The organism is Cellulomonas chengniuliangii (assembly GCF_024508335.1).
Lineage (GTDB): Bacteria > Actinomycetota > Actinomycetes > Actinomycetales > Cellulomonadaceae > Cellulomonas_A > Cellulomonas_A chengniuliangii.
Genome location: NZ_CP101988.1, coordinates 2,677,310 through 2,700,747 on the forward strand (window position 1 = coordinate 2,677,310; position 23,438 = coordinate 2,700,747).

Here is a 23,438-nt window from a genome sequence, read left to right on the forward strand (position 1 = left end):
TCCCCGCGCCCCGGCCACCACGGGGTGCGGCCGCAGCGTGCGACCGGCCGCCGCACGACGGCCCAGCCCTCGGTCAGCCGCCGGTCAGCCGTCGATCCGGCGGACGTCCTCCCAGGTGTCGACGTCGCAGGACGCGGCGCCGTCGTCGACGAGGCGCTCGAGCCGCATCCGCCCGAGGAGGGATCGCACCGAGGCTCCACGCACCTCGCGCTCGGCTGCCAACCGGCGCAGGGCTGAGGCCAGCGCCGCCGCCCGGTACAAGCCGACGAGCGGCTGCTCCCGGCCCGCGCCGTCGACGACCATCACCCCGTCGCAGGCCGTGTCGTCCCGCCGCTCGGCGCCGACGCCCAGCAGCCGTGGCACCGCGCCGGCGACCAGCGGCACGTCGCACGCGAGGAGGAGGACCCAGCGCTCGGGACCCAAGTGGTCGAGGGCGCCACCGCTCAGTGCGGCGACCCCCGCCTCGATCCCCGCCACCGGCCCGCCGTCCGGCGGGTCCTCGAGCGTCAAGGCCACGCCGACAGGCACCTCGAGCGTGGGCGGCCCCACCACCACGACACTGCTGGCGCCCGGCACGGCGTCGAGCACGTGGGCGAGCATCCGGCGGCCCCGGACGACGACGTCCGGCTTCGAGGCGCCGCCGAGCCTGCTGGCGCGGCCGCCGGCGAGCACGATCGCGTCGTGGGGCAGCGCGTCCGCCGGGCCGTCCGCCGTCACGGTGCGATCCGCACGACAGCCACGTCGTCCCCGACGGCGACGGCGCCCACCTCGCGGGGCACGATCGCCAGGCCGTCGGCGACGGCGAGGGACGCGACGAGGTGCGAGCCGGAGCCGCGGATCGCGGCCGGGCGCACCTCGAGGCCGTCCTCCCCCTGCGTCAGCACGACGGGGATGTGCTGCTCGCGACCGGCGGGCGAGGTCCAGCCCTCGGTCGCGCGGGCCAGGAGCCGGGGGCGGTGCAGGGCGGCGCCGCGGAGGCCGCGCAGGGCGAGCAGCGCCGGCCGGACGAAGGCCTCGAAGGACACGAAGGCGCTGACCGGGTTTCCGGGGAGGGCGAGCACCGGGGTCCCGTCGTCGAGCCGGCCCAGGCCCTGCGGCTTGCCCGGCTGCATCGCGACGGGGACGAAGCGCATCTCGGGCAGCCCGATCAGCGCCTCCTTGACCACGTCGTAGGCGCCTTGGCTGACTCCGCCGGAGGTGAGGACGAGGTCGACGTCGGCGCGGCTGCTGAGGGCCGCGCGCAGGGCGTCCGGGTCGTCCGGCACCGCGCCGAGCCGCACGACGCTGGCGCCTGCGGCCCGCGCCGCGGCGGCGAGCAGGTAGGAGTTGGAGTCGGGGATCTGCCCGTGGCGCAGCGTCTCGCCGGGAACGACCAGCTCAGAGCCTGTCGACATGACCAGGACGCGGGGTCGCCGGTGGGCCCGCACGGCGGGTCGGCCGACGGCGGCGATGGCGGCGATCCGGTAGGGAGTCAGCTCCTGCCCGGCGCCCAGCACCAGGTCCCCCTGGGCCACGTCCTCGCCCGCGCGCCGCACGTGGGCGCCCAGCGCGGCCGGCGCGAAGATCGTCACGGCCCGGACTCCGGCGTCGGTCCTCTCGACGGGCACGATCGCATCGGCCCCGGGGGGCACCGGCGCCCCCGTCATGATCCGCGCGGCCACGCCGGGCGTCACGGCCGTCAGCGACTCCGCGCCGGCGGGCAGGTCCACCACCACCGGCAGCACCACCGGGTGCTCGGGCGAGGCGCCCGCCACGTCATGGGCCCGCACCGCGTACCCGTCCATCGCGGAGTTCGCGAACCGGGGCAGCGCCTCGGGCGCCGTGACGTCCTCGGCGAGCACGAGGCCGAGCGCCTCGTCGATCGGCGTCGTCACCGCTGGCAGCGCGCTGACCAGGGCCAGCACCTCCGCCAGGTGCTCGGCGACCGTGCGGGGACCCTCGTGCGTCGGCATGCCGCCCACGCTATCCGTCGCCCACGGACACTCGTAGGACCCTGGTCGGTCCACGCGCGGGCGGGCTCGGCGTCAGCCCTGGGAGCTCGCGTCGTGCCGGGGGTTCATGTTGCGCGGATCGGCGTCGGTGTCGTCGGCCGGATCGTCCGACGCGCTCCCCTGGGCGCTGTCGCCTGATCGGGGGTTCATGTTGTCCGGGTCGCCGTCGGTGTCGTAGTCGACCGGGACCCCCGGCGCGGACGCGGGTTCGGGAGCGGTGCTCCCGCTGGGCGGTGTGGAGTTCATCTCCTCACGCTGTCACCGATCTCACAACGCCGCACCTGACGGGCGCCGGTCAGCCGCGCAGGGCCACCTGGCGCGCCAGGACCGCGAGGCGTCTCAGCTCGTCGAGCTGGCGGTCCGCGGCGAGCGCGAGCTCTTCGAGGATCTCGGGATCGAGCCCCAGCTCCGGAGACCACTCCTGCAGGGACCGCCACAGCGAGTGCTTTCCCGACACCGCCGACTGCATCAGGTCGAGCTCGACCAGCGCGGTCAGCGGCGACCTGCTCACGACTCGGCCGTTCGGCTTGAGCCGGCCCAGGTGCTCGCCCGCCCAGAGGGCCGCCAGCTTGGCCTTGCGCACCGGCACGCCCAGCCGCTCCGTGGTGTCGATCAGCCACTCGCGCTCGGTGGTGATCTCCGCCGCGATGTCCCGCAGGGTCGGCCCGAGCGGGGTGTCGCCCCAGGTGTCCGCCATGTGGCGGATCCGGGACACGCCAGCGGTCGCCCCGGCGATGTGGTCGTTCAGGTAGATGCCCAGCAGCCGTCGGTCCAGTGCCGCCATGCTCACTCGTCCGTGGTGCGTGGGTTGAGGTTGCCCGGCTCGGCGTCGGGGTCGGCGTCCGTGTCGGTGGGCGCGTCGGAATGGGCCGCGGCGCCGGTGCGGGGGTTGAGGTTGCCCGGGTCGGCGTCGGGGTCGAGGTCCGTGTCGTCGACGGCGCCGTGCGGGGCGTCGTGCTGGTCGGGGTGCTGGGAGTGCGTGTCGGAGTTCATGGCTCCACGCTGGCGCCGCCCGCGCTCCCGCGCACCCTGTGGGAGGCCGCGTGCCAGGGCCGTCGCCGGGACGCCACGGGCGTGACCACGGGATGACCGCAGTGCGGACAAAGATCCACACTGTGGTCAAGGTCATCCTACGATTCACCCGTGAGCTCTCAGCAGCCAGTGGATGTCGTCCTCGTCGGCGGCGGGATCATGAGCGCGACGCTCGCCGCGATGATCTCGACGCTCGAGCCCACCTGGAAGATCGAGATCCTCGAGCGGCGCCCCGCGCTCGCCGAGGAGAGCTCGAACCCCTGGAACAACGCGGGCACCGGGCACGCCGCCCTCTGCGAGCTCAACTACACCCCTGAGCGCCCCGACGGCACGATCGACATCTCCAAGGCCGTGGCCATCAACGAGCAGTTCGAGCTCTCGCGCGAGCTGTGGAGCTTCCTGCTGACCAGCGGACGGCTCCCCGACGACGCGTTCCTCTCCCCCGCGCCGCACATGACCTTCGTGCGGGGCGCCGCCGACGTCGACTACCTGCGACGGCGCGCGGACGCGCTGCGGGCCCATCCGCACTTCGCCAACCTCGAGTTCACCACCGACCCCGAGGTCATCCGCGACTGGGCGCCGCTCCTGATGCTCGACCGCGACCCGGGCGAGCCGGTCGCCGCGACCCGGGCGCCCGAGGGCACCGACGTGGACTTCGGAGCCCTCACCCGCGCGCTCGTGCAGGACGTCGCCGACCGCGGCGCCACCGTGAGCCTCGAGCAGGAGGTGCGCGGCCTGCGCCAGCGTCGGGACGGCACGTGGCGCCTGCGAGTGCGGGACCTCCGGTGGAACGCCTCCCCCCGGCGGCGCACCATCGACGCGCGGTTCGTGTTCATCGGCGCGGGCGGCGGCGCCCTGCGCCTGCTGCAGAAGTCGGGCATCCGCGAGGCCAAGGGCTACGGCGGCTTCCCCATCAGCGGGCAGTTCCTGCGCACCACCAACCCCGACGTCGTGCGCCAGCACCAGGCCAAGGTCTACGGCAAGGCCGACGTCGGCTCCCCGCCCATGTCCGTGCCTCACCTCGACACCCGCATGGTCGACGGCCAGGCGGCCCTGCTCTTCGGCCCGTACGCCGGCTGGAGCATGAAGTTCCTCAAGCACGGCTCGCCGCTCGACCTGATCCGGACCATCCGGCCGGGCAACATCGTGCCGATGGCCGCCGTGGGCCTGCACAACCTCGACCTGCTGAAGTACCTGATCGGCGAGCTCACGGCCTCGCCCACCCGGCGCCTGCGCACGCTGCGCGCGTTCATGCCCACCGCGCACCCGCGCGACTGGGAGCTCATCACCGCGGGGCAGCGGGTGCAGGTCATCAAGAAGGACCGAGCGAAGGGCGGCGTGCTGGAGTTCGGCACCGAGCTGGTGGCCGCCGCCGACGGCACCGTCGCCGGCCTGCTGGGTGCCTCGCCCGGCGCGTCGACGGCCGTGGCCACGATGCTGGACCTGCTGGACCGCTGCTTTCCCGACCGCGCCGAGTCCTGGGCGCCGCGGCTGCGCGCGATGATGCCGGCGCTCGGCGGACAGGACTGGGACGACGCGCTCGCGCTCCACCAGATGGCCGAGGGCGACCAGGTCACCTCGGAGCACTGAGCCTCACCGGCGTGCCCTCGCCCCGGCCACGGCGACCGTGAGCACGAGCGCCGCCGCCACCCCGAGCGCCAACGCGACCCCGACCCGCAGCAGCAACGCCCCAGCCACTGCTCCCGCGCAGATGACGGCCACCGCCACGACGCGGCGCGGCCATCGGCTGGCGTCGCCCCCGCCCAGGTCGGCCGCGAGCCGGGTGATGGTCGAGGTCACCACGACCGTGGTGATGTCAGCCACGCCGACCTGGCGGGCCGCGGCGGCCTGCAAGCCCATCGCGGAGCTGAGCAGCGCGACCGTCCCGGCACGCACGGCTCCCCCGTGCTCCGGGGCCAGGGCGGTGAGCAGCGCCGCCACCCCGACCGCCGCCCCGGTGACCACGACCGCCACGGTGGTCTTCGGGGTCCAGTGCTGCGGGCTCCCCCGGAGCAGGCGCCCGCCGAGGGCGGCGCCGAGCGTGAACAGGAGCAGCGCCAGCGCGGGGCCGGCCACTGGGACCCCCGAGGCCCGGCCGAGGCCCATCCCCAGGATGAGCACGTTGCCCGTCATGTTCCCGGCGAAGACGGACCCCAGGTCCAGGTAGGCGGCGGCGTCGATCATGCCCGTGCTGAAGGTGAGCACGAACATCAGCGCGGGCTCGCGACGGGCCGGGTCCTGGGGCAGCGCGTCCAGCACGGGCGACCTCCCGAACGGCCGCGCCTTCCGGACGCGGCCCGAGGCGCGCGTCCCACGTCCGCCCGTGGCACGCCGCGGCCATTCCAGGCTAGGCCGCGCCCGCGCGACCCGCTCGAGCCCACACCGGATGCGACCGCGCCCTGGACGGCGTAGACCTGACGAGATGACGAGCCGACCGGACTTCCTCCCCCTGGGCAGCGGGTTCGTCGCTCTCGGAGACTCGTTCGCCTCGGGTCCTGGCATCCCGGTGCTGATCGATGTCGAGCGCGGGCGCTCGGACGGCAACTACCCTCACCTGGTCGCGGCGGAGCTCGGGCTCGCCCTCACCGACGCCACCTGCCGGGGCGCGTCGCTCGAGGACATGATCGACATCCCCGAGTCCGCGGGCGTCCGTGGCGCGCCGTTGCCCCGCCAGGTCGACTCGCTGCTGCCCGACACCCGCCTAGTCACGATCACCGCCGGCGGGAACGACGTGGGGTTCGTCGCGGCGCTCCGCACCTGGTCGGCTGTGCACGCCGCCGAGCGCGGCCAGCTGCCGCACGGCCGTGGCAGCCTCACGTCGCCGCCCCCGGAGCCCGTCGACCGGGCCCGTGTCGAAGAGTCGCTGCGGGGCGTCGCGCCGCGCCTGGGCGACCTGGTGACGGCGGTCCGCGTGCACGCGCCCGGCGCCCGCGTGGTCCTGGTGGACTACCTCACCGTGCTCCCGCCGCAAGGGGTGGAGGTGCCCGAGGCGCCCCTGACCCCGGACGAGCAGGAGTTCCTCTGGCACGTGGCGCACACCTTGGAGGACGTGACGGCGACGGTGGCCCGTGAGCACGGGGCGCTGCTCGTCCAGGCGTCGCGCGCGAGCCGCGAGCACCACGCCGGCTCGCCCGAGCCGTGGGTGGAGGGGTTCTTCCCAGGGCTCAACGTGCCGCCGTACCACCCGGACGCCGCGGGACACCTCGCGATGTCGAACCTCGTCGTCGAGGCGCTGACGGCGACGTCCTAGAAGGGCGGGGCAGGGCCGCGGACGACAGCCGCCCGCGACGGCGGTCAGGCCCGGTGGCGGTCCAGCTCAGCCGAGCGCAGGGTGCGCACCAGCAGGCCCGGCTCAGCGCCGAGCGTGGCCTCACGCACCCCGTCCGGCCGCCACACCCCCGCGCCGCCGATCGTCAGGCCGATTCCGCTGGGACCGACCTGGCCGGCCATCGCCGCGTACATCCGGTGGTCCATCGCCCGGGCGCCGTGGTGCAGGTCGAGGCGCCGCTCCTCGCCCTCGACGTACACCGACGAGGACACGTACAGGTCGGCCCCCGCGGCGGCGGCCTGGGCCGCGTGGGCCGGGTCGGCCATGTCGAAGCACACCGCGAGGGCGACGAGCCACCCGTCGACGTCGAAGGGCGGCGTCGGCGTCCCGGGCGTGAACAGGAGCGTCTCGGAGCCGTGGAGGCGCTCCTTGGGGTGCGCGTGCGCGCGCCCGTCCGGGGCCAGCACGAGCGAGGCGATCACCGGGCCGCCGCCGGCAGGCCGCACGGGCGCCCCGACGACCAGCCACACCCCCTCGGCGCGCGCCGCGTCGCGCAGCGGGTCCAGCCGCGGGTCGTCGACGCCGGAGAGCCAGCGGGCGCCGTCTTCGAGCAGGCTGAGGTCGTAGCCGACCAGCGACAGCTCGGGGAACACCACCAGCCGCGCGCCCGACGCGGCGGCCTGGGCCGTCATCGCCACCGCGTGCGCCGCGTTGGCGGGGACGTCGCCGGGCACCGGCGCGGTCTGGGCGAGGGCGAGGACGAGGTCGGGTCGCACGCGCACACCGTAGCGGCCCGCTCCGACGCGCCCACGGCGTTCTTCTACCGGCTGGTCAGAGACCGCGGAGCAGGTCCTCGAACGAGGTCGGGGCCGCGAACGGGTCCGATGGGGTGCGAGGCTCCCGTGCCGCGACCAGCGCGGCGAGCTCCCGCGCGCCGCGATCGACCCGCTGGTCGAGGGCTCCGGACTCGTCGGAGACGTCCTGCTGCGAGGTCGCGCCGAAGTCGGCGGTGGCCGCGAAAACGCCGGTGGGCACGGTCAACGCCCGCAGATACGCGAACAACGGGCGCATCGCGTGGTCGATCGCGAGCGAGTGCCGGGGCGTGCCCGCGGTCGCGCCGAGGAGCACGGGCGTCCCCGCCAACGCCCCCTGCTCCGTGACGTCGAAGAAGTTCTTGAACAGCCCCGAGTAGGAGCCGGAGAACACCGGGGTCACGGCGATGATCCCGTCGGCGTGGGCCACCGTGTCGAGCGCGGTGCGCAGCCCGCCCGCGGCGAAACCGGTCAGGAGCATGTTCGTCAGGTCGTGTGCCAGGAGGCGCACCTCCACCACCTCGACGTCGGCCTCGACGCCCAGTGCGCCGAGCTCGCGCACCGTCGCCGCGGTGAGCCGATCGGCGAGCAGGCGGGTCGAGGACGGCTCGCGCAGCCCGCTGGAGACGACGGCGATAGTGCGGCGGGTCATCGCGCGGCCTCCGGGGAGAGGCCCGTGACGTCGTCGACCAGGTGGGCGCGCTGCGCCTCGGGGCGGTCGCCCGCGGCGGCGACCCGCGCGGGGTGGGTGGGCGCGTCGGGCACATGGGCCGGCCGCCTGGCGGCGAGCTCCTTGCGCAGGACGGGCACGACCTCGCCCCCGAGAAGGTCGAGCTGCTCGAGCACCGTCTTGAGCGGCAGGCCGGCGTGGTCCATGAGGAAGAGCTGGCGCTGGTAGTCGCCCACGTGGTCGCGCATCGCGGCGTAGCGGTCGATGACCTCCTGCGGGCTGCCGACCGTGAGCGGGGTCTGCGCGGTGAACTCCTCCATCGACGGGCCGTGCCCGTAGACGGGGGCGTTGTCGAAGTAGGGGCGGAACTCGCGCTTGGCCTCCTGGCTGTTGGCCCGCATGAACACCTGCCCGCCCAGTCCGACGATCGCCTGGTCGGCGGAGCCGTGGCCGTAGTGCTCGAAGCGGCGGCGGTACAGCTCGACCATCTGCTGGGTGTGCTCGATGGGCCAGAAGATGTTGTTGTGGAAGAAGCCGTCGCCGTAGTAGGCGGCCTGCTCGGCGATCTCGGGGCTGCGGATCGAGCCGTGCCACACGAACGGCGGGACGCCGTCCAGCGGGCGGGGCGTGGCGGTGAACGACTGCAGAGGGGTGCGGAACTTGCCCTCCCAGTCGACGACGTCCTCGCGCCACAGCCGGTGCAGCAGCGCGTAGTTCTCGATGGCCAGGTTGATCCCCTGGCGGATGTCCTTGCCGAACCACGGGTAGACGGGGCCGGTGTTGCCGCGGCCCATCATCAGGTCCATCCGGCCGTCGGTGAGGTGCTGCAGGTAGGCGTAGTCCTCGGCGATCTTCACCGGGTCGTTGGTGGTGATCAGCGTGGTGGACGTGGAGAGCAGGATCCGCTCGGTCTGCGCGGCGACGTAGGCCAGCAGCGTGGTCGGCGAGGACGGGACGAAGGGCGGGTTGTGGTGCTCGCCGGTCGCGAAGACGTCGAGGCCGACGGCCTCGGCGTGCTTGGCGATGGTCACGGTGGCCTTGATGCGCTCCGCCTCGCTGGGCGTGCGGCCGGTGACGGGGTCGGTCGTGACGTCCCCCACGGTGAAGATGCCGAACTGCATCTGCGGCATGTGGGTGCTCCTGCTCTGTGAGGGTCGGGCGATCGGGCTTCGTCAAACACTCAACCACCGGGTTCTCCGATCGTCAAATCTTCAACTATCCACTGAACCGCGCGGGCCCTCGCGATATTCCCGCGCGGCACGACCGCTGGCCGACGCACGCGGCGGAGCCGCCGAGCTTGGGGATGGCCTGACCGATGTCGCAGCAGCCCGGCCTGCGGCATTGGTCAGACCATCCGACCGCGGGAGTGCTACCGTGCCGTCCCGCGCAGCCCGTGCCACCCACGCTGGACGAACAGGAGCACGCCGTGCCGACACCTGTCCCGCCGCTAGCACGCAGGCCTCCCAGCATCTCGGTCACCCTCGCCGCGCACCTCGAACGGCTCATCGCCACTGGCGAGCTGGCCCCCGGTCAACGCCTGCCGGGCGAGCGCGAGCTCGCCTCCCAGCTCGCCGTCTCCCGGGCCTCCCTGCGGGAGGCGATGTTCGAGCTCGAGTCCAAGCACCTCATCGAGCGCAGGCCCGGGCGCGGCACCGTCGTCGTCGAGACCTCCGCGGAGCAGCGCGACCTGCACGAGCTCACCGCCGGGTCGGAAGAGGGCGTGGCGACGGCCGACGCCGCCGAGCTGCGCCTCATCGTGGAGCCCTCCATGGCCGGGCTCGCAGCGCGCCGGGCCACCCCGGCGAACCTGCTCCAACTGCAGGACGTGCTCGACGCGTCGGCCGGGCCGCTCACCGCCTCCCGCTCTGTGGAGGTCGACCTCGAGTTCCACCTGCTGCTCGCCCACGCGGCGCGCAACCCGCTGCTCGCCACCCTGCACGGGCTGATGGGCGAGTGGACGCTGCCCGTCCGGCGCCGCTCCCACGCCACCAAGGCCGGCCGCGCCCGCTCGGTCGCCGGCCACCAGGAGATCTACGCCGCCGTCGCCGCGCACGACGCGGACGCGGCCACCGCGGCCATGCGCGCGCACCTGAACGACATCCACACGCTGCTGAAGGACGCCTGATGCCACGCCCCACCCCCGCAGGCCTGTACACCTCCGGCCTGCTGCTGCTGACCGCCGCCACCGGCTCCATCGACGCGGTGAGCTACCTGGCCCTCGACGGCGTCTTCACCGGCAACATGACAGGCAATGTGCTGTTCATGGCCTTCGCGCTGGTCGGGGTCAGCGGCATACCGCTCCTCAACAACGCGTTCGCGCTCGCCGGGTTCACAGTCGGATCGGTGGTCGGCGGGCGGCTCGTGCGGCGCGGACACCCTGTGGGCCTGCCGGTGCGCAGCGGATGGGTGCTGGGCGTGGGCGCCGCGGTGATCTTCGCTCTCGTGGGGGCTTGGGCGGCGATCGGCGAGCTCTCCTCGGTCGGTCAGATCACCATCACCGCGCTTCTCGCCGCCCTGATGGGCGCGCAGGTCGCGGCGGTCAAGCCGGTGGGCAACACCGAGATCACCACGATCGTGGTGACCAGCACGTTGGCCAACGTCACCCGGGAGAGCCGGCTCGGCGGCGGGCAGCAGACCCCCAGCCAGTGGCGGCACCGGTTCTTCGCCGTCATCTCCATGGGCGCGGGCGCCGCTGTCGGCGCGGCGATGCTGCGCCTCGCCGACGGACCGGTCGCCCTGGCGGTCTCCGGGGTGGTGTTCACGGCCGGAGTCGCGGTGCTGCTCGTCGCGCGCGCCGACCAGCGCCGTTCCGCGCGGCTCGCCCGCGAGGCCGCAGCGCAGACCACGGAACAGGTCGTCCCGGAGCCTTCGACGCGCACCCCGGCCACCGCTCGCTGACGCCCCGGGCGTGCCCTGGGCGTCAGCGGGCCCGCGGCGTCAGCCCGTCCTCAGGACACCTTGCTGCCCGGGCGGGCGTTCGGGGCCACCAGCACCTGCGCACGGCAGCGCACGTCGTCACGGCCGAGCACCTGGTGCAGGTCGGCGCTGGCCGCCTCGACGGCCGACGCGACCTCCTCGAGGTCCGCGGTGGGGTCGATCGTGATCCGGAGCCCTGCCACGAGCTCGCCCCGGTCGCGACTGAGGCTCCCCGAGGCCGCGCGCACGCCCGGTGTGCCGGCCACCGCGTCCGCCGCGGCCTGGGTGGCGCGGCCCCCGTCGATGGTCAGCGCCCCCGCAGAGCCCGAGCCCCGCAGGCGGAGCGGCCCGGTGGACCGGCGCGGGATGTGGGCGAGGAGCCACCACAGGCCGAAGACCACCAGGGCCACGCCCAGCGCCCCCAGGGCCCAGGGCCACCACGCCTGCTCGGCGAGGTCCGCCGCCGCGCTGGTGTCGAGCGCGTCGGGCGCCGCCGACCACAGGTCGTCGAGGTAGCCCGCCCACCACGCAACGACCGCTAGCCCACCGGCCAGCAGCACCAGGCCGAGCAGGAAGGCGGCGACCCTGTCCCAGCCGATCACCCCGCGGCTCATGTCATCCCCCCGGACGTCGACGAGGAGGGACGCGCCCTCACACTGACCTTGGGCGGCTTGGCCAGCGCCGCGAGCCGCGCGGTCACGACCTCGCGCACCCGGTCGCGGGTGTACGGGTCGCCGGTGGTGCGCACGTCCACGTTCACGTTGCGCCGGCCGGCGGTGACCTTGGCGTCGAGCACGCCGTCGACGTCGTCGGCGGCGACCCGGGCCAGGCGGGCCACGTCACGGGGCCGGATGCCCACGCCCGCGGCCTTGCGCAGCCACAGGGCCTTGCGCCGCCGCCGCCGGAGCGCGACCACGATGAGCCACAGCCCCAGGAGCGCCGCCACGATCCCCCCGGCGAGGGCCCACCCGGTCCGGGTCTGGCCGTTCATCGCGTCCAGGACCGTCACGACCCACCCGTCGCCGGAGATCACGCCGGCGACCGCCAGCGCGTCCCGCACCAGGACCAGGCCCAGCGCGATGGTCAGCACCGCCAGCACGGGTCCCACGAAGCCGATCGCCCCAGAGCCCGTGGGCGCCCGTGCGGGCCGGAGCGGCTGGGCAGCCGGGGCGGCGTGCTGGGCGCTCATCGGACCCGTGCCTTGGCTCGGGGCGGCGGTTGGACCACCCGCATCACCTCGACGCCCACCGAGTCGGCCTGCAGGTCCAGCAAGGTGCTGAGTTGGTCTCCGACCTGCGTGCGGACCTCTGCGGCGATGTCGGCCGCGGAACGCGGCCACAGCGTCGCGATCTCGAGCATGACTCGGGCCCGGTTGCCCGCCACCGTCGAGTGGCTGCGCGGCAGGCCCCGCCCGAACGCCTTCCCGTCGGGGCCCGCCACGCCGTCCACCCCCAGGGCCGCCATCTCGGCGACGCGGGCGATGACGTTGTCGGCGATGCGCAGGCTGCCTCGGCCGCCGGGCTCGTCGAGGTCGTCAGCCACGCCGACGGCCCGCCTGCACCATCGACCCGAGGTCGACGCGTCCTTCGATCTGCGCTCCGACGACGAGCCCGATCACGGCGAAGCCGAGCGCGAGCAGGAATCCTCCGAACCCTCCGAGGATGGCGGCGATGGCGAGGAAGATCCCGATGAAGATGCCGATGACTGAGGTGGACATGTCAGCTCCTGGTTCAGGTGCGGTTACGCGTCGGGGATGTCGAGACCCTCGACGTAGATGTCGACCGGCTCGGGCCTGACCTGCTGCACGGCGTCTCGCACCGCGTCGGCCACGCCGGGGATCGGGGTGTCGGAGGAGACGACGACGTACACCTCGGTGCGGTCCGGGTCGAGCCGCACCCCGGTGACGCGCCGACCGGGCAGGTAGGTGGCGACGTCGGCGAACGGCCCCCCGTGCATCGACGTGATGCCGGGCACGCCGAGCACGGCGTCCCGCACCGCGTCCGCGGCGTCGGCGGGGTCTTCCGACCCTGCCTGCGCCGTTGGCGACTCCGGCTGCGTGGGCGCGGGGACCCCCGGGTCGGCGACCCCGCCCGGCGACGTGCCCCCCGGAGGCAGGACGGGCCCTCCGGCAGGCGGCACCGGGCCGCCGTGCGACCCTGGCCCGCCCGGGGGCGGGAACGCGCCGCCCGTGGGCGGTAGCCCGGAGCTCATGACGATCGAGACCCGGACTGGTCGCCGCTGTCGCCGTCGTCGGAGTCCTCCTCCGGCAGGTGGACGTCCTCGACCGAGATGTTGACCTCGGTGACCTGAAGCCCTGTCATCCGCTCCACGGCGTTGATGACGTTGCGCCGGATCGCTGACGCGACGTCCGCGATGGGCACGCCGTACTCGATGATGACGTCGACGTCGACCGCGGCCTGCTTGTCGCCGACCTCCACGCTGACGCCCTGCGAGTGGTTGGGGCGCGCGCCGGGCATCCGGTCGCGGAGGGCGCCCACGGTGCGCGCGGCTCCCCCGCCGCCGCCGAGGCTGTGGACGCCTTGGATCTCCTTGGCGGCGAGGCCGGCGATGGTGCTGACCACGCTGTCGGAGATGGTGGTGCTGCCCTGGGAGCTGTCGAGCGCGCTGTGCGACCTCGACGCCCCACTGCTCGCGCTCCCGCTGGTTGCTGTGGAGCTGCCGGATTGCTCGCTCACGATGTGCCTCTTCCCTCTGCCTCGCAGCCTCTCGCTGCCTCGCAGCGTCCGCGGCGACGCGGTGCGCCGGTGCGGGGTGCTCTCGCGCCGGCTCGGCGTCGGGGCGTCACCCGTCATGACCCCACATCCAGTGGAGCACCGGGCGGCCGGGCGCGCACCCGCTCGAGGCCGTGGGAGCGTGCCGGGCCGACTCGCGCCAGGTCACGGCGCGATAACGATGTCCCGGCTTGGGTTGGGAAGTACCTAGTACTCACTGTTCGACCCATACCTGCCGCTGCTAAACAGTGCTCGATCAGCCCGTCGGGACTTAAGTCCCAGGCGCAGCGACGACGCTGGCCCGCCCGACGGACATTGGCTCCTCCACGCCATTCACCACAACGAGGTGGTCATGACCAGACATGTGCTCGCGGGGGCTCTCCTCGCCGTTGCCGCTACCCTCACCGTCCTGCTGTCCGGAGTCCTCGGAGCCGAGGTCCAGGGGGTCGCCCTGCTCGGCGCCGCCCTGGGCGGCGCGCTCGGGCTCGTCCCGGACCGCACCCCCGGCCAGCGCGCCGCCGCCTTCGGCCTCGGCTTCGCCGCCGCCTGGATCGGCTACCTGCTGCGCGCGGCCGCGCTGCCCGACGCCACCGCAGGCCGCGCCGTCGCCGTCCTCATCGTGCTGCTCGTGTGCCTCGCCCTCGGCGTGGGCTCCCGCGGCCGGCTCCCGCTGTGGGCCACCCTCCTGGGCGCCGCGGCGATGGCCGGCTCGTACGAGGCCGTCTACGCCGCGGACCCGTCCGCCTTCGTCTCGACCTCCCCGATCGCAGCCACCGCCGTGCTCCTCACCGCCGGCGCGGGCTTCGTGGCGACCGCACTGCTGGGCCCCGTCGTCCAGCGCGACCGGGCCGACGAGCGCGACCCCGAGCCCGACCCCGAGCGCAACCGCTCGACCCACGTCGCCGAACCGGCCGCGTACCGCCCCTTCGAGCACGCCCCGGAGGCCTGAGATGACCCCGACCACCACCACCGGCGCCCGGCGCGCCACGTCGGCGCGCCGAGCGGGCGTCGTCGCCCTCGGCCTGCCTCTCGCACTGCTCGTCGCCTCCTCGCCCGCGACCGGCGCCGTCCGCGCCGCCACCGACACGGGCGACGTCGTCGTCACCAACACCGAGACCGTCCAAGCCCGACTGGACGCCACCGGCAAGCTCACCGGCGCGCGCGTCTACGAGCAGCTGAGCTTCACCGGGAACGGCACTCGAACCGTCGCCAACCCCGTCTCCGCCAAGGGGCTGCGCAACCTGGACGGGTTCGGCGGCTTCACCGTCCAGGACGGCGTCATGCAGGCCACCGTCACGGTGGACGGCGAGCAGCGGCTGCGCACCGTGAGCGACTTCGACGGCGAGCTGCCCGTCAGCGTCGACATCGAGTACTACCTGGACGGCGAGAAGGTGGCCCCGGGCGCCGTGGTCGGCAAGTCGGGCGAGCTCGAGGTCCGGTACACCGTCACCAACCTCACCTCCCGGCAGGACGAGGTCACGTACGACAACGGCACGGGCAGGCAGGCCACCGCCACCGCGGAGACGGTCATCCCGATGGTCGGCCAGCTCACCACCACGCTGCCCTCGACCTTCACCGCGGTCACGTCCGACGAGGCCAACATGGCCGGCGACGGACGCGGCGGCACCAAGCTCTCCTACACGATGACGCTGTTCCCGCCGATCGGGTCGCCCACGGCCGAGTTCGGGTACACGGCGCAGATCCGCACCGGCGAGATCCCGCCCGCCTCGGTCACCGCGCTGCCCGTCTCGCCCCTCACCAGCCCGTCGTTCAAGGGTGGATCGGCGAGCTACCAGGGCGGCGCCGAGTCCGGCATCGCCCTCACCGCCGGCGCCACCGAGATCGACGCGAACCTGCTCAAGCTCCGCGACGGCGCCGCGACGCTGCTCGACGGCCTGCTCCAGCTCCGCACCGGCGCCGACCAGCTCGCCGCCGGGCTCAACGACACGGCGCTGCCGGGCTCCAACCAGCTCGCCGCGGGCGCCAAGACAGCCGCCACGGGCGCCGCCGCGCTGGCCACAGGCGCCGCGTCGGCTGACGCCGGCGCCCAGCAGGTCGCCGCTGGGGCCGCCGCCCTCGGGAGCGGGCTGACATCGGCGGGCGACAAGGTCCCGCAGCTGCTCGGCGGACTGGAGCAGATCGCCGGCGGCTTGGGCACGGTGGACGCCGGGCTCGTCCAGCTCTACGGCGGTGTCGACGCCTTGCCAGCGAGCGCGAAGCCGCTCAAGGATGGGGTCGAGAGCCTCGAGGGTGGAGTCGCGACGCTGCTCGCCGGGGCGCAGTCACTCCGCGCCACGCTCGCGTCTGAGGCAGACGTCCTCCTCGCGTTGGCTGCGATCAATCCGACCGTCACGCTCCCCGCCGCTCCCGATGCGACGACCCTGCGCGTCCAAGCCCTCGGGAGCTTCGTGGCCGGTGTCGCCGCGAAGGAGGCCGACGCCGACAAGAAGTTGGAACTGGACAACGTCGCCAACTCCTACCTCACGGCGCCCGCCTCGTCGACGGTCCCACTCGGGCCCGGCCTCAAGGTGCTGGGAACCGTCCTCAAGGACGGAGCGGTCCCTGGCCTCGTCGCCATGCAGTGCGGTCTCAACGCGACCGCAACCGGCGCTGCCTGTGCCGGGAAGCCCGGGCTCGCCGAAGGGCTCGCAGGCGTCGACGCCGGTGTCGACCAACTCGTCAACTCGGTCCGCGGACAGGTCCTGGGGGCGATCGGCACAGCGGGCCAAACCGCCGCCGACAAGACGCTGCGTGGCGGTGTCGGGTCGTTGTCCGCCGGGGCCGCGGAACTGCTGGAGGGGACACGGACGCTGGTCGGCGGCCTCGGCCAGCTCTCGGCGGGCGCGTCGTCGCTGCAGGCGGGCAGCTCTCAGCTCGCCGGTGGAACCCGTCAGATCGCCACGGGCGCCGGCCAGCTCTCCACGGGCGCCGGGCAGCTCGCCGCGGGGGCTGACCGGCTCGCGGGTGGGCTCCGCACCGCCGCGGACGGGTCGCAGACCCTGGCCGACGGCCTGGGAACGGCGGCGGACGGCGCTCCGGCGATCGTGGACGGGGCGCAGCAGCTCTCCGAGGAGGGCACCTCGGTGCTCGTGGAGACGGGCGCCGCCACGGCGGCCGACTACGGCGTGAAGTACGCCGTGATCGAGGCTGGCGCCGCGCGTGCGGCGGACGAGTCCATGGCGTACGGCGGCCCGGAGGGGGCGGCGTCCGTGACGGCGTACTCGATCGAGATCGCCGGCGCTGACGGCTCGGGCGCGAGCTCGCTCGGCCGGGGCGTCGCGGCGGTCGCGCTGTTCGGGCTGGGCGGCGCGTTGGCGGCCTTCGCCCGGCGCCGGTTCGCGTAGCGCACCACCACCGGACGGGCGTCGCGGGCGGGGTCGTCGGACCTGGCCCACGGCGCCCGTCCGCGCGCTCCCCCGCGCCTGTCCGCGGTCCCGCGCCCCTGTCCTCCCCCTGACCCGCTGTCCGCCCAGATCAGGGGCGGTCTCGGGGCTCCCCCTGATGCCTCCGAGCGACCCGCGGATCAGACTGGTGGGACCGCGCTGGGCGAACCCGCCACGAGCGCCCGATCAACGTCTGAGGCCTCATGCGATCCCGCACCATCGCCCTGCTGACCAGCATGTTCGCCGTGTCCACCGTGCTGGCCGGGTGCGGCGCCCCGATCGTCAACCCGGGCGAGCAGACCACCGAGGACCGTGAGATCGGCAACGCCACCGAGGTGCGGCTCGAGGCCTCCGGCAGCCTGACGCTCAAGGTCGGCGACGAGCCGTCGCTGACGGTGACCGCGGGCGAGAACGTCCTCGACCGCGTCACCAGCCGGATGTCGGGTGACACCCTGGTGCTCGGCACGGACCGCGGGTGGGGCAACTGGGGCTCGGTCGACTACACCCTGACCCTGCCGGACCTCGAGAGGGTGTCCGTCCTCGGCAGCGGGGACGTGAGCGGCGAGCTGGGCGCGACGGGCGAGGTCCGGGTCGCGGTCAAGGGCAGTGGCGACGTCCACCTGAGGGACCTGGACGTGGACGAGGTCCGCCTCACCATCGACGGCAGCGGAGACGTCGAGCTCGAGGGCTCGGCGACGCGCCAAGACGTCCAGATCAACGGCAGCGGCGACTACGACGGCGAGGACCTGGACACCCGGGAGGCCGTGGTCGACATCGCGGGCTCGGGAGATGTCGACGTCCGTGTGCGCGACCAGCTCGACGCCTCCGTCGCCGGCAGCGGGTCCATCCGGTACGCGGGCGACCCTCGGCTCAACAGCTCCACCGACGGCTCGGGGAGCATCGAGAAGCGCTGAGCGGGAGTCGGCGTCGGCGGCGGGTGGGGGTTCCCCGCGCACCGGGGAGCGGCCGCGTCTACGGTGGCTGCCATGGCGCCCACCAAGACGCCGGCGGTGGAGCTCGACGTGCAGGGTCGCACCGTCCGCGTCAGCAGTCCGGACAAGGTGTACTTCCCCGCGCGCGGCCTGACGAAGCTCGACGTCGTCGAGTACTTCCTCTCCGTGGGCGACGGGATCCTGGGCGCGCTCATCGAGCGGCCCACCACGCTGGAGCGGTGGCCCAAGGGGGTCTTCGAGGGCGCGAAGATGGCGACCCGGGCGGACTCCACGGGTGACGCCTTCTACCAGAAGCGCGTTCCGCAGGGCGCCCCGGAGTATGTGGAGACGGCCCGCATCGCGTTCCCGAGCGGCCGGACGGCGGACGAGGTGTGCCCCACCGAGCTCGCGGTCGTGGCCTGGGCGGCGAACCTGGGCACGATCACGTTCCACCCGTGGCCGGTCAGCCGCGCCGACGTCGAGGCTCCGGACCAGATGCGCATCGACCTCGACCCGCAGCCGGGCACGGACTTCACCGACGCGGTGCGGGTGGCGCCGGTGGTGCGGGAGGTGCTCCAAGAGCTCGGCTTGGAGGGCTGGCCCAAGACGTCCGGCGGCCGCGGGCTGCACATCTTCGTGCCCATCGAGCCGCGGTGGACGTTCACGCAGGCGCGCCGCGCGACGATCGCGCTGGGACGCGAGGTCGAACGGCGCCTGCCCGAGCAGGTCACCGTGCACTGGTGGAAGGAGGAGCGCGGCCGCAAGATCTTCATCGACTACAACCAGATGGCCCGGGACCGCACGATCGCCTCGGCGTACTCGGTGCGCGCCAACCAGCGCGCCACGGTGTCCGCGCCGCTGCGCTGGGACGAGCTCACGAGCGTCCACCCGGACGACTTCGACGTGACCACCATGCCGGCCCGGTTCGCGGAGGTGGGCGACCTGTTCGCCCCGTTGAGCGCCGTCGACGGCCCGGCGTACTCGATCCGCCCGCTGCTGGACCTGGCCGACAAGGACGAGCGCGACCACGGCCACCAGGACCTGCCCTACCCCCCGGAGTACCCGAAGATGCCCGGCGAGCCGAAGCGGGTGCAGCCGAGCAAGGACCGCGACCGGGCACGCTGAGCCGACGAGCCCGGCGCTGCGGCGCCAGGGCGAGTGGCGGGTTATCGCCGTCCGACGGGGAGGTCGTCCGCCGTGTCGGGAAGACCGGCGGGCCGGGCGTCGCCGATGGGCGACGAGCCGCCGCCGATCAGCCCCGCCATCGCCATCATGACCGCGATGCCCGTCATGACCAGCAGCGACGCGTGCCAGCCGGCGCCCGAGAGGACGCCCACGAGCACCGGGACGCACGCGGCGAGGCTGTAGCCCACGGCCTGGACCATCGCGGACAGCGACCTCGCGGTCTGCTGGTCGACGCTGCGGCGGGCGATCAGCGTGAAGACCACGGCGATGGCGCCACCCTGGACCACGCCGGCCACCACGACCCACACCGCCCACAGGCCGGGCGCCGTGAGAAGCCCGACGAAGGCCACCACCCACACCACGCCCAGAGAGGCGGCGACGACCCGCGGCGACCGGGACCGGGTGAGCAGGAACGGCGCCAGCAGCGCACCGCTGATGCCGAGCACCTGGAACACCGACATCGCGGTGCCCGCGGCGCCGACCGACAGCCCGCCCACGTCGCGGAGCAGCCCCGGCAGCCAGGCCGTCACGGCGTAGTAGAGGCCCGACTGGCATCCGAAGTAGAGCCCGAGCGCCCATCCGCCACCCGAGCGCCACACGGTGGAACGCCCGCCGGTGGCAGGCACCTCGACATCACCCCGCCCGCGCGACGAGACGGCCCACAGCCACGCCCCCGCGAGCGCGAGCACCGCCCACACCGCCGTCCCGGCACGCCACCCGACGGCGTGCGACAGCGGGATGATCAGCGCCGCGGTGACGGCGGCGCCGGCGGTGAGGGAGGCAGTGCTCGTGCCGGTCATGGCGCCGAGCCGGTGCGAGAAGTCCCGCTTGACCAGCACGGGGATCAGCACGTTCCCCACGGTGATGCCGGCCCCGATCACCACGGTGCCGATCAGCAGCTGTGTCGCGCCGCCCCACGGGCGCAACGCGATGCCCGCCGCGATGAGGAGCAGCGCCACGCAGACGGATCGGTCGGCGCCCCACCGGCGGGCGACGGCCGGGACCAGCAGCGAGCCCACCGCGAAGCAGAGCACCGGCAGCGTGGTCAGCAGCGACGCCTGGCCGGCGGAGAGCCCCAGGTCCGCGCGGATGTCGTCCAGCACGGGCGACACGGCTGAGATCGCCCCGCGCAGGTTGAGGCTGACCAGGATGAGCGCGACCACGTGCAGGGCCCCGGCGACGGCGGGGACGGAGGCGTGAGGGCTGGGCGCGGCGGCGCGACCGGGACGATGTTCGATCACCGCTCTTTGTAGCACGCGATGTGGCGCCAGCCGGAATCCCCCGGAGTCGCTACTTGACCGAGCCCGACGTCAGGCCGGCCACGAACTGCTTCTGCAGCAGCAGGAACCCGATGACCACGGGCACGCTGACCACGAGTGACGCGGCCATCACCTGGTTCCAGTAGACGTTGATCTGCGTCGAGTACTCACGTAGCCCGATGGACAGAGTCCTGTTCGCGTCGTTGGTGAGCACGGAGGCGAACAGCACTTCCCCCCACGCCGTCATGAAGGCGTAGATGGACACGGCGATCACCCCGGGGCGCGCGGCCGGCAGCACGACCCGGAACAGGGCCCCGAGCTGCGAGCAGCCGTCCACGCGCGCGGCCTCGTCGAGCTCGCGCGGGATCCCGTCGAAGTACCCCGCCAGCATCCAGATCGCGAACGGCAGCGAGAAGGTCAGGTAGGTGATGATCAGGCCGAGCCGGGTCCCGATGAGCTGCACCCCGAAGGTCTGCGTGAAGTTCACGAAGATCACGAACAGCGGCAGCAGGAACAGCACGCCGGGGAACATCTGCGTGGACAGCACGGTGGTGGTGAACACCCCGCGCCCCCGGAACCGGTGCCGGGACACCGCGTACGCCGCGAAGATCGCGATGGCGACGCTCGCGATCGTGGCCGCGCTCGAGACGATCAGGCTGTTGAGGAAGTAGCGGGCGAGCGGCACCGTCGACCACATGTCGATGAACGGCTGCACGGTGAGGTTCGTGGGCCACCACGTGAACGCCCCCCGGACGTCGCTCAGGGGTTTCAGCGACGAGCCGACCATGACGTACAGGGGCACGACGGTGAACAACCCGAGGACGACCACGACGACGACGCGGAACGCCTTGAAACCGGTGGTGTCATGCACGGCGCGACTCCCGGTTCGTGATGAGCAGGTAGATGCCGGTGACGAGCAGCAGGAACAGCAGAAGCAGCACGGACATCGCCGCCCCCAGCCCGAAGTTCCAGGTGAGGAACGTGGCGTTGTAGATGTGGAACGAGATCAAGTCCCCCGCGGCGGGCTGGCCCGTGCCGAACAGCACGAACGGCGTGTTGAAGTCGTTGAACACCCACAGGAACATCACGAGCACCAGCACGATGTTGACCGGGCGCAGCATCGGCAGCGTGATCGAGCGCCACTGGCGGTAGGCGTGGGCGCCGTCCACGGCTGAGGCCTCGTAGACGTCCTGCGGCACCGACTGCAGGCCCGCCATGAGCATGAGGAACGCGAACGGCCACATCTTCCAGATCGCCACCACCACCACCGACCAGAACGCGTTCGAGCCGATGAGCCAGAACGGCCTGTCGTCGATCAGCCCCAGGTTGTCCACGAGGATGTGGTTGATCGCGCCCGTGTCGCGCTGCAGCATGAAGTTCCAGGTCAGCACGCCGGCGTACACGGGCAGCGCGTACGGCACCAGGAACAGCGTGCGCAGCCCGGACCGCCCGCGGAACGACCGCTGCAGCACCACCGCGGCGGCCATCCCGAAGGTCCACGAGACCAGGACGACCAGCACGGTGAACGCGCACGTGACGGCGAAGGACCTGAGCAGCGCCTCGCCCACCGCGGCGTCGAAGTCGAGCGCCACCTGGTAGTTCCGCAGGCCCACGCCCGGCGCCGCGGTCCAGTTGCTGATGAAGAACTTGGTGAGCTGGCGGGTGCTCATCCACACGCCCGTGATCATCGGGACCACGTGGATCACCAGCTCGAACAGGACTGCTGGCGCCAGCAGCGCGTAGGGCCACCACCAGCCCGACCGCCTGCGCGGCCGGGCTGGTGGGCGCTGCTCTTGACCGGCGTCGTCCTTCTCGGAGACCGCTGTCGTCGCCATCAGACGCCTCCTCGCCAGGATGGACGGCTCAGCCGACCGAGGCCTGCACCTGGTCCTGCGCGGTCTGCAGCGCAGCCCGCACATCGTCCTCGCTCACCGTGCCGCCGGTGGCGATGGTCGCGAACATCTGGTTCATGGCCTTGCCCACGGTGTTCTCGAACTGGTCCTCCGCGGGCACCAGGGGCAGTGGCGCCGACCGGTTGTTGTAGATGTCCGTGAACGTCTCGGCCAGCTCGGTGTTGTCCGTGAACGTGGCCTCGGTGTCGACGAGCACCGGCAGGGTCGAGAACGGCCGGCCGAGCTGCGTCTGCACCTCTGGGCTGGTCATGTACTCGACGAACTGCAGGGCGCCGTCCTTGTTGTCGGTGTTGGTGAAGATGGACAGGTTGATGCCCGCCACGTGGCTCGCGATGTCGTCCTCGGCGTCGGACGGCGCGGGGAGGGCCACGACCCCGAAGGCGTCGTCGGGCATCCCGTTGGCGGTGATGGTCGCGCCCGCGTTGTTCTGGGTGAGGATCATCGCCGCCTTGCCCGTCGCGAAGTCGGCCACCGCGAGCGCCGCGTTGTCGTACTGCGCGTTGGAGGGGTTGACCACCTCGTCCTCCTGCATGAGGTCCAGGTAGCGCTTGATGCCCTCGACCGTGCCGTCCTCGGTGAAGGTCGGGTTCCCATCGCTGTCGAAGAGCTCGGCCCCGTTCTGCGCGCCGTTGATGAACGCGAAGTGGCTGTTCTCCGTGTAGCTGCCCGAGGCGAGGCTCAAGCCGTACACCCCGGTCGCCGGGTCGGTGACCGCCTGGGCGGCGGAGACCATCTCCTCCCAGGTGGTCGGCGGCTCGACTCCCGCCGCCTCGAGCATCGCCTTGTTGTAGTAGAGCCCGTAGGCGAGCCCGTACACCGGCACCGAGGTCGGGTCCTCGCCCTCGGCCCCTCCGGTCGCGAGAGCCGTCTCCACGAACTTGTCGGCGCCGCCGATGGCGTCCATCTCCTCGTCCCCGAAGGGCATGAACGCGCCCGTGGCCTGCAACGACGCAGCCCAGGTGTTGCCGATGTTCACCACGTCGGGCGCCTGGCCCGACGTCACCGCGGTCTGGATCCGGGTCTGCAGGTCGTTCCACCCGATCACCTCGAGCTCGACCGGGATGCCGGTCTGCTCGGTGAACGCCTCGAGCACGGGCGTGAGCACCTCTTTGTCGTTGTCGATGCTGGTGCCCTGGTTGCTCGCCCAGTAGGTCAGGGAGCCACCGCCGCCGCCCCCACCCTCCGTCGAGCCGCCGTCGGAGTCGTCAGCGTTGTCCGAGTTGCTGGTGCACGCGGCCGTCATGCCGAGCAGCAATGCTGCGGCGACGGCGGAGGCGCGCAGAGATCGTGTCTTCACGAGATGTCCCCCCTGGTCATCACGGGACCGATGTCCGGACGGGCCCGG

27 protein-coding genes are annotated in these 23,438 nt (G+C 73.3%); 8 read left to right on the forward strand and 19 right to left on the reverse strand.

The features are described from left to right. Positions 1-84: 84 nt before the first annotated feature. The 5 genes from mobA to NP064_RS12405 form a co-directional block, all read right to left on the reverse strand. Positions 85-717: a molybdenum cofactor guanylyltransferase gene (gene mobA / locus NP064_RS12385; protein WP_227570698.1), complete on the reverse strand. Its 633-nt coding sequence runs from the start codon at positions 715-717 to the stop codon at positions 85-87. After that, positions 714-1,952, reverse strand: a complete 1,239-nt coding sequence (glp, locus tag NP064_RS12390; protein ID WP_227570697.1) for a molybdotransferase-like divisome protein Glp — start codon at positions 1,950-1,952, stop codon at positions 714-716. The genes mobA and glp overlap by 4 nt, the downstream gene beginning before the upstream one ends. Before the next feature lie 72 nt (positions 1,953-2,024). Continuing rightward, positions 2,025-2,237 carry a hypothetical protein gene (locus NP064_RS12395; protein ID WP_227570696.1) on the reverse strand — a complete coding sequence of 71 codons (213 nt, stop codon included), beginning with the start codon at positions 2,235-2,237 and terminating at the stop codon, positions 2,025-2,027. A gap of 49 nt (positions 2,238-2,286) precedes the next feature. Then, the gene (locus tag NP064_RS12400; protein ID WP_227570695.1) at positions 2,287-2,775 is read right to left on the reverse strand and encodes a hypothetical protein; all 489 of its coding nucleotides are present in this window, start codon (positions 2,773-2,775) and stop codon (positions 2,287-2,289) included. Positions 2,776-2,777: 2 nt separating this feature from the next. Next, positions 2,778-2,984, reverse strand: a complete 207-nt coding sequence (locus NP064_RS12405; protein WP_227570694.1) for a hypothetical protein — start codon at positions 2,982-2,984, stop codon at positions 2,778-2,780. A gap of 150 nt (positions 2,985-3,134) precedes the next feature. On the opposite strand from NP064_RS12405, the gene mqo reads away from it, so the two are divergent. Continuing rightward, positions 3,135-4,613, forward strand: a complete 1,479-nt coding sequence (mqo, locus tag NP064_RS12410) for a malate dehydrogenase (quinone) (protein WP_227570693.1) — start codon at positions 3,135-3,137, stop codon at positions 4,611-4,613. Positions 4,614-4,616: 3 nt separating this feature from the next. Here mqo and NP064_RS12415 read toward each other — a convergent pair whose 3' ends face one another. Next, positions 4,617-5,282, reverse strand: a complete 666-nt coding sequence (locus NP064_RS12415; protein WP_227570692.1) for a YoaK family protein — start codon at positions 5,280-5,282, stop codon at positions 4,617-4,619. 163 nt (positions 5,283-5,445) lie between these two features. Between NP064_RS12415 and NP064_RS12420 the strand changes: the two genes are divergently transcribed. Then, complete coding sequence (locus NP064_RS12420) at positions 5,446-6,273, forward strand: SGNH/GDSL hydrolase family protein (RefSeq protein WP_227570691.1); 828 nt, start codon at positions 5,446-5,448, stop codon at positions 6,271-6,273. A gap of 44 nt (positions 6,274-6,317) precedes the next feature. Here the strand turns inward: NP064_RS12420 and NP064_RS12425 are convergent, their stop codons facing one another. The 3 genes from NP064_RS12425 to NP064_RS12435 are packed head-to-tail and all read right to left on the reverse strand — an operon-like array spanning position 6,318 to position 8,894. Next, positions 6,318-7,067, reverse strand: a complete 750-nt coding sequence (locus NP064_RS12425; RefSeq protein ID WP_227570690.1) for a carbon-nitrogen hydrolase family protein — start codon at positions 7,065-7,067, stop codon at positions 6,318-6,320. 55 nt (positions 7,068-7,122) lie between these two features. Beyond that, positions 7,123-7,755: an FMN reductase gene (locus tag NP064_RS12430; RefSeq protein ID WP_227570689.1), complete on the reverse strand. Its 633-nt coding sequence runs from the start codon at positions 7,753-7,755 to the stop codon at positions 7,123-7,125. Next, the gene (locus NP064_RS12435; protein ID WP_227570762.1) at positions 7,752-8,894 is read right to left on the reverse strand and encodes an LLM class flavin-dependent oxidoreductase; all 1,143 of its coding nucleotides are present in this window, start codon (positions 8,892-8,894) and stop codon (positions 7,752-7,754) included. The genes NP064_RS12430 and NP064_RS12435 overlap by 4 nt, the downstream gene beginning before the upstream one ends. A gap of 305 nt (positions 8,895-9,199) precedes the next feature. Between NP064_RS12435 and NP064_RS12440 the strand changes: the two genes are divergently transcribed. Then, positions 9,200-9,898 carry a FadR/GntR family transcriptional regulator gene (locus NP064_RS12440; RefSeq protein ID WP_227570688.1) on the forward strand — a complete coding sequence of 233 codons (699 nt, stop codon included), beginning with the start codon at positions 9,200-9,202 and terminating at the stop codon, positions 9,896-9,898. Continuing rightward, positions 9,898-10,671 carry a YoaK family protein gene (locus NP064_RS12445; protein ID WP_227570687.1) on the forward strand — a complete coding sequence of 258 codons (774 nt, stop codon included), beginning with the start codon at positions 9,898-9,900 and terminating at the stop codon, positions 10,669-10,671. The genes NP064_RS12440 and NP064_RS12445 overlap by 1 nt, the downstream gene beginning before the upstream one ends. Positions 10,672-10,721: 50 nt before the next feature. Here the strand turns inward: NP064_RS12445 and NP064_RS12450 are convergent, their stop codons facing one another. From NP064_RS12450 to NP064_RS12475, 6 genes are read right to left on the reverse strand one after another with little or no spacing between them, the layout of a single operon-like run. Then, on the reverse strand, positions 10,722-11,303 hold the full coding sequence (locus NP064_RS12450; RefSeq protein WP_227570686.1) for a hypothetical protein: 582 nt from the start codon (positions 11,301-11,303) through the stop codon (positions 10,722-10,724). Next, on the reverse strand, positions 11,300-11,878 hold the full coding sequence (locus NP064_RS12455; RefSeq protein WP_227570685.1) for a DUF6286 domain-containing protein: 579 nt from the start codon (positions 11,876-11,878) through the stop codon (positions 11,300-11,302). Before NP064_RS12455 ends, NP064_RS12450 begins: the two co-directional genes overlap by 4 nt. Further along, positions 11,875-12,231: an Asp23/Gls24 family envelope stress response protein gene (locus NP064_RS12460; RefSeq protein WP_227570684.1), complete on the reverse strand. Its 357-nt coding sequence runs from the start codon at positions 12,229-12,231 to the stop codon at positions 11,875-11,877. The genes NP064_RS12455 and NP064_RS12460 overlap by 4 nt, the downstream gene beginning before the upstream one ends. After that, complete coding sequence (locus tag NP064_RS12465) at positions 12,224-12,406, reverse strand: DUF2273 domain-containing protein (protein WP_227570683.1); 183 nt, start codon at positions 12,404-12,406, stop codon at positions 12,224-12,226. Before NP064_RS12465 ends, NP064_RS12460 begins: the two co-directional genes overlap by 8 nt. A gap of 23 nt (positions 12,407-12,429) precedes the next feature. After that, positions 12,430-12,900 carry an Asp23/Gls24 family envelope stress response protein gene (locus NP064_RS12470; RefSeq protein ID WP_227584235.1) on the reverse strand — a complete coding sequence of 157 codons (471 nt, stop codon included), beginning with the start codon at positions 12,898-12,900 and terminating at the stop codon, positions 12,430-12,432. Then, entirely contained in the window at positions 12,897-13,385 is a 489-nt protein-coding gene (locus NP064_RS12475) for an Asp23/Gls24 family envelope stress response protein (RefSeq protein ID WP_227570682.1), read from the reverse strand. Before NP064_RS12475 ends, NP064_RS12470 begins: the two co-directional genes overlap by 4 nt. A 388-nt stretch (positions 13,386-13,773) precedes the next feature. Between NP064_RS12475 and NP064_RS12480 the strand changes: the two genes are divergently transcribed. The 4 genes from NP064_RS12480 to ligD all read left to right on the forward strand — a co-directional run bounded on the left by NP064_RS12480 (position 13,774) and on the right by ligD (position 18,861). Further along, positions 13,774-14,370, forward strand: coding sequence for a hypothetical protein (locus NP064_RS12480; RefSeq protein WP_227570681.1), 597 nt, complete (start codon positions 13,774-13,776; stop codon positions 14,368-14,370). Position 14,371: 1 nt separating this feature from the next. Further along, a complete protein-coding gene (locus NP064_RS12485; protein ID WP_227570680.1) occupies positions 14,372-16,765 on the forward strand; it encodes a hypothetical protein in 2,394 nt (797 codons plus the stop codon). Between the two features lie 242 nt (positions 16,766-17,007). Further along, entirely contained in the window at positions 17,008-17,718 is a 711-nt protein-coding gene (locus tag NP064_RS12490) for a head GIN domain-containing protein (RefSeq protein WP_227570679.1), read from the forward strand. A gap of 72 nt (positions 17,719-17,790) precedes the next feature. Beyond that, the gene (ligD, locus tag NP064_RS12495; RefSeq protein WP_227570678.1) at positions 17,791-18,861 is read left to right on the forward strand and encodes a non-homologous end-joining DNA ligase; all 1,071 of its coding nucleotides are present in this window, start codon (positions 17,791-17,793) and stop codon (positions 18,859-18,861) included. A 41-nt stretch (positions 18,862-18,902) separates the two neighbouring features. Here the strand turns inward: ligD and NP064_RS12500 are convergent, their stop codons facing one another. Genes NP064_RS12500 through NP064_RS12515 form a run of 4 tightly spaced genes read right to left on the reverse strand, consistent with a single transcriptional unit; the run spans position 18,903 to position 23,390 of the window. Then, positions 18,903-20,162 (reverse strand): MFS transporter, encoded by a 1,260-nt coding sequence (locus NP064_RS12500; protein WP_227570677.1) that lies wholly within the window; start codon positions 20,160-20,162, stop codon positions 18,903-18,905. Positions 20,163-20,211: 49 nt separating this feature from the next. Further along, positions 20,212-21,051, reverse strand: coding sequence for a carbohydrate ABC transporter permease (locus NP064_RS12505; protein ID WP_227570676.1), 840 nt, complete (start codon positions 21,049-21,051; stop codon positions 20,212-20,214). After that, positions 21,044-22,015: a carbohydrate ABC transporter permease gene (locus NP064_RS12510; RefSeq protein WP_227570675.1), complete on the reverse strand. Its 972-nt coding sequence runs from the start codon at positions 22,013-22,015 to the stop codon at positions 21,044-21,046. The genes NP064_RS12505 and NP064_RS12510 overlap by 8 nt, the downstream gene beginning before the upstream one ends. A gap of 28 nt (positions 22,016-22,043) precedes the next feature. Further along, positions 22,044-23,390 carry an ABC transporter substrate-binding protein gene (locus tag NP064_RS12515; protein WP_227570674.1) on the reverse strand — a complete coding sequence of 449 codons (1,347 nt, stop codon included), beginning with the start codon at positions 23,388-23,390 and terminating at the stop codon, positions 22,044-22,046. Positions 23,391-23,438: the final 48 nt, after the last annotated feature.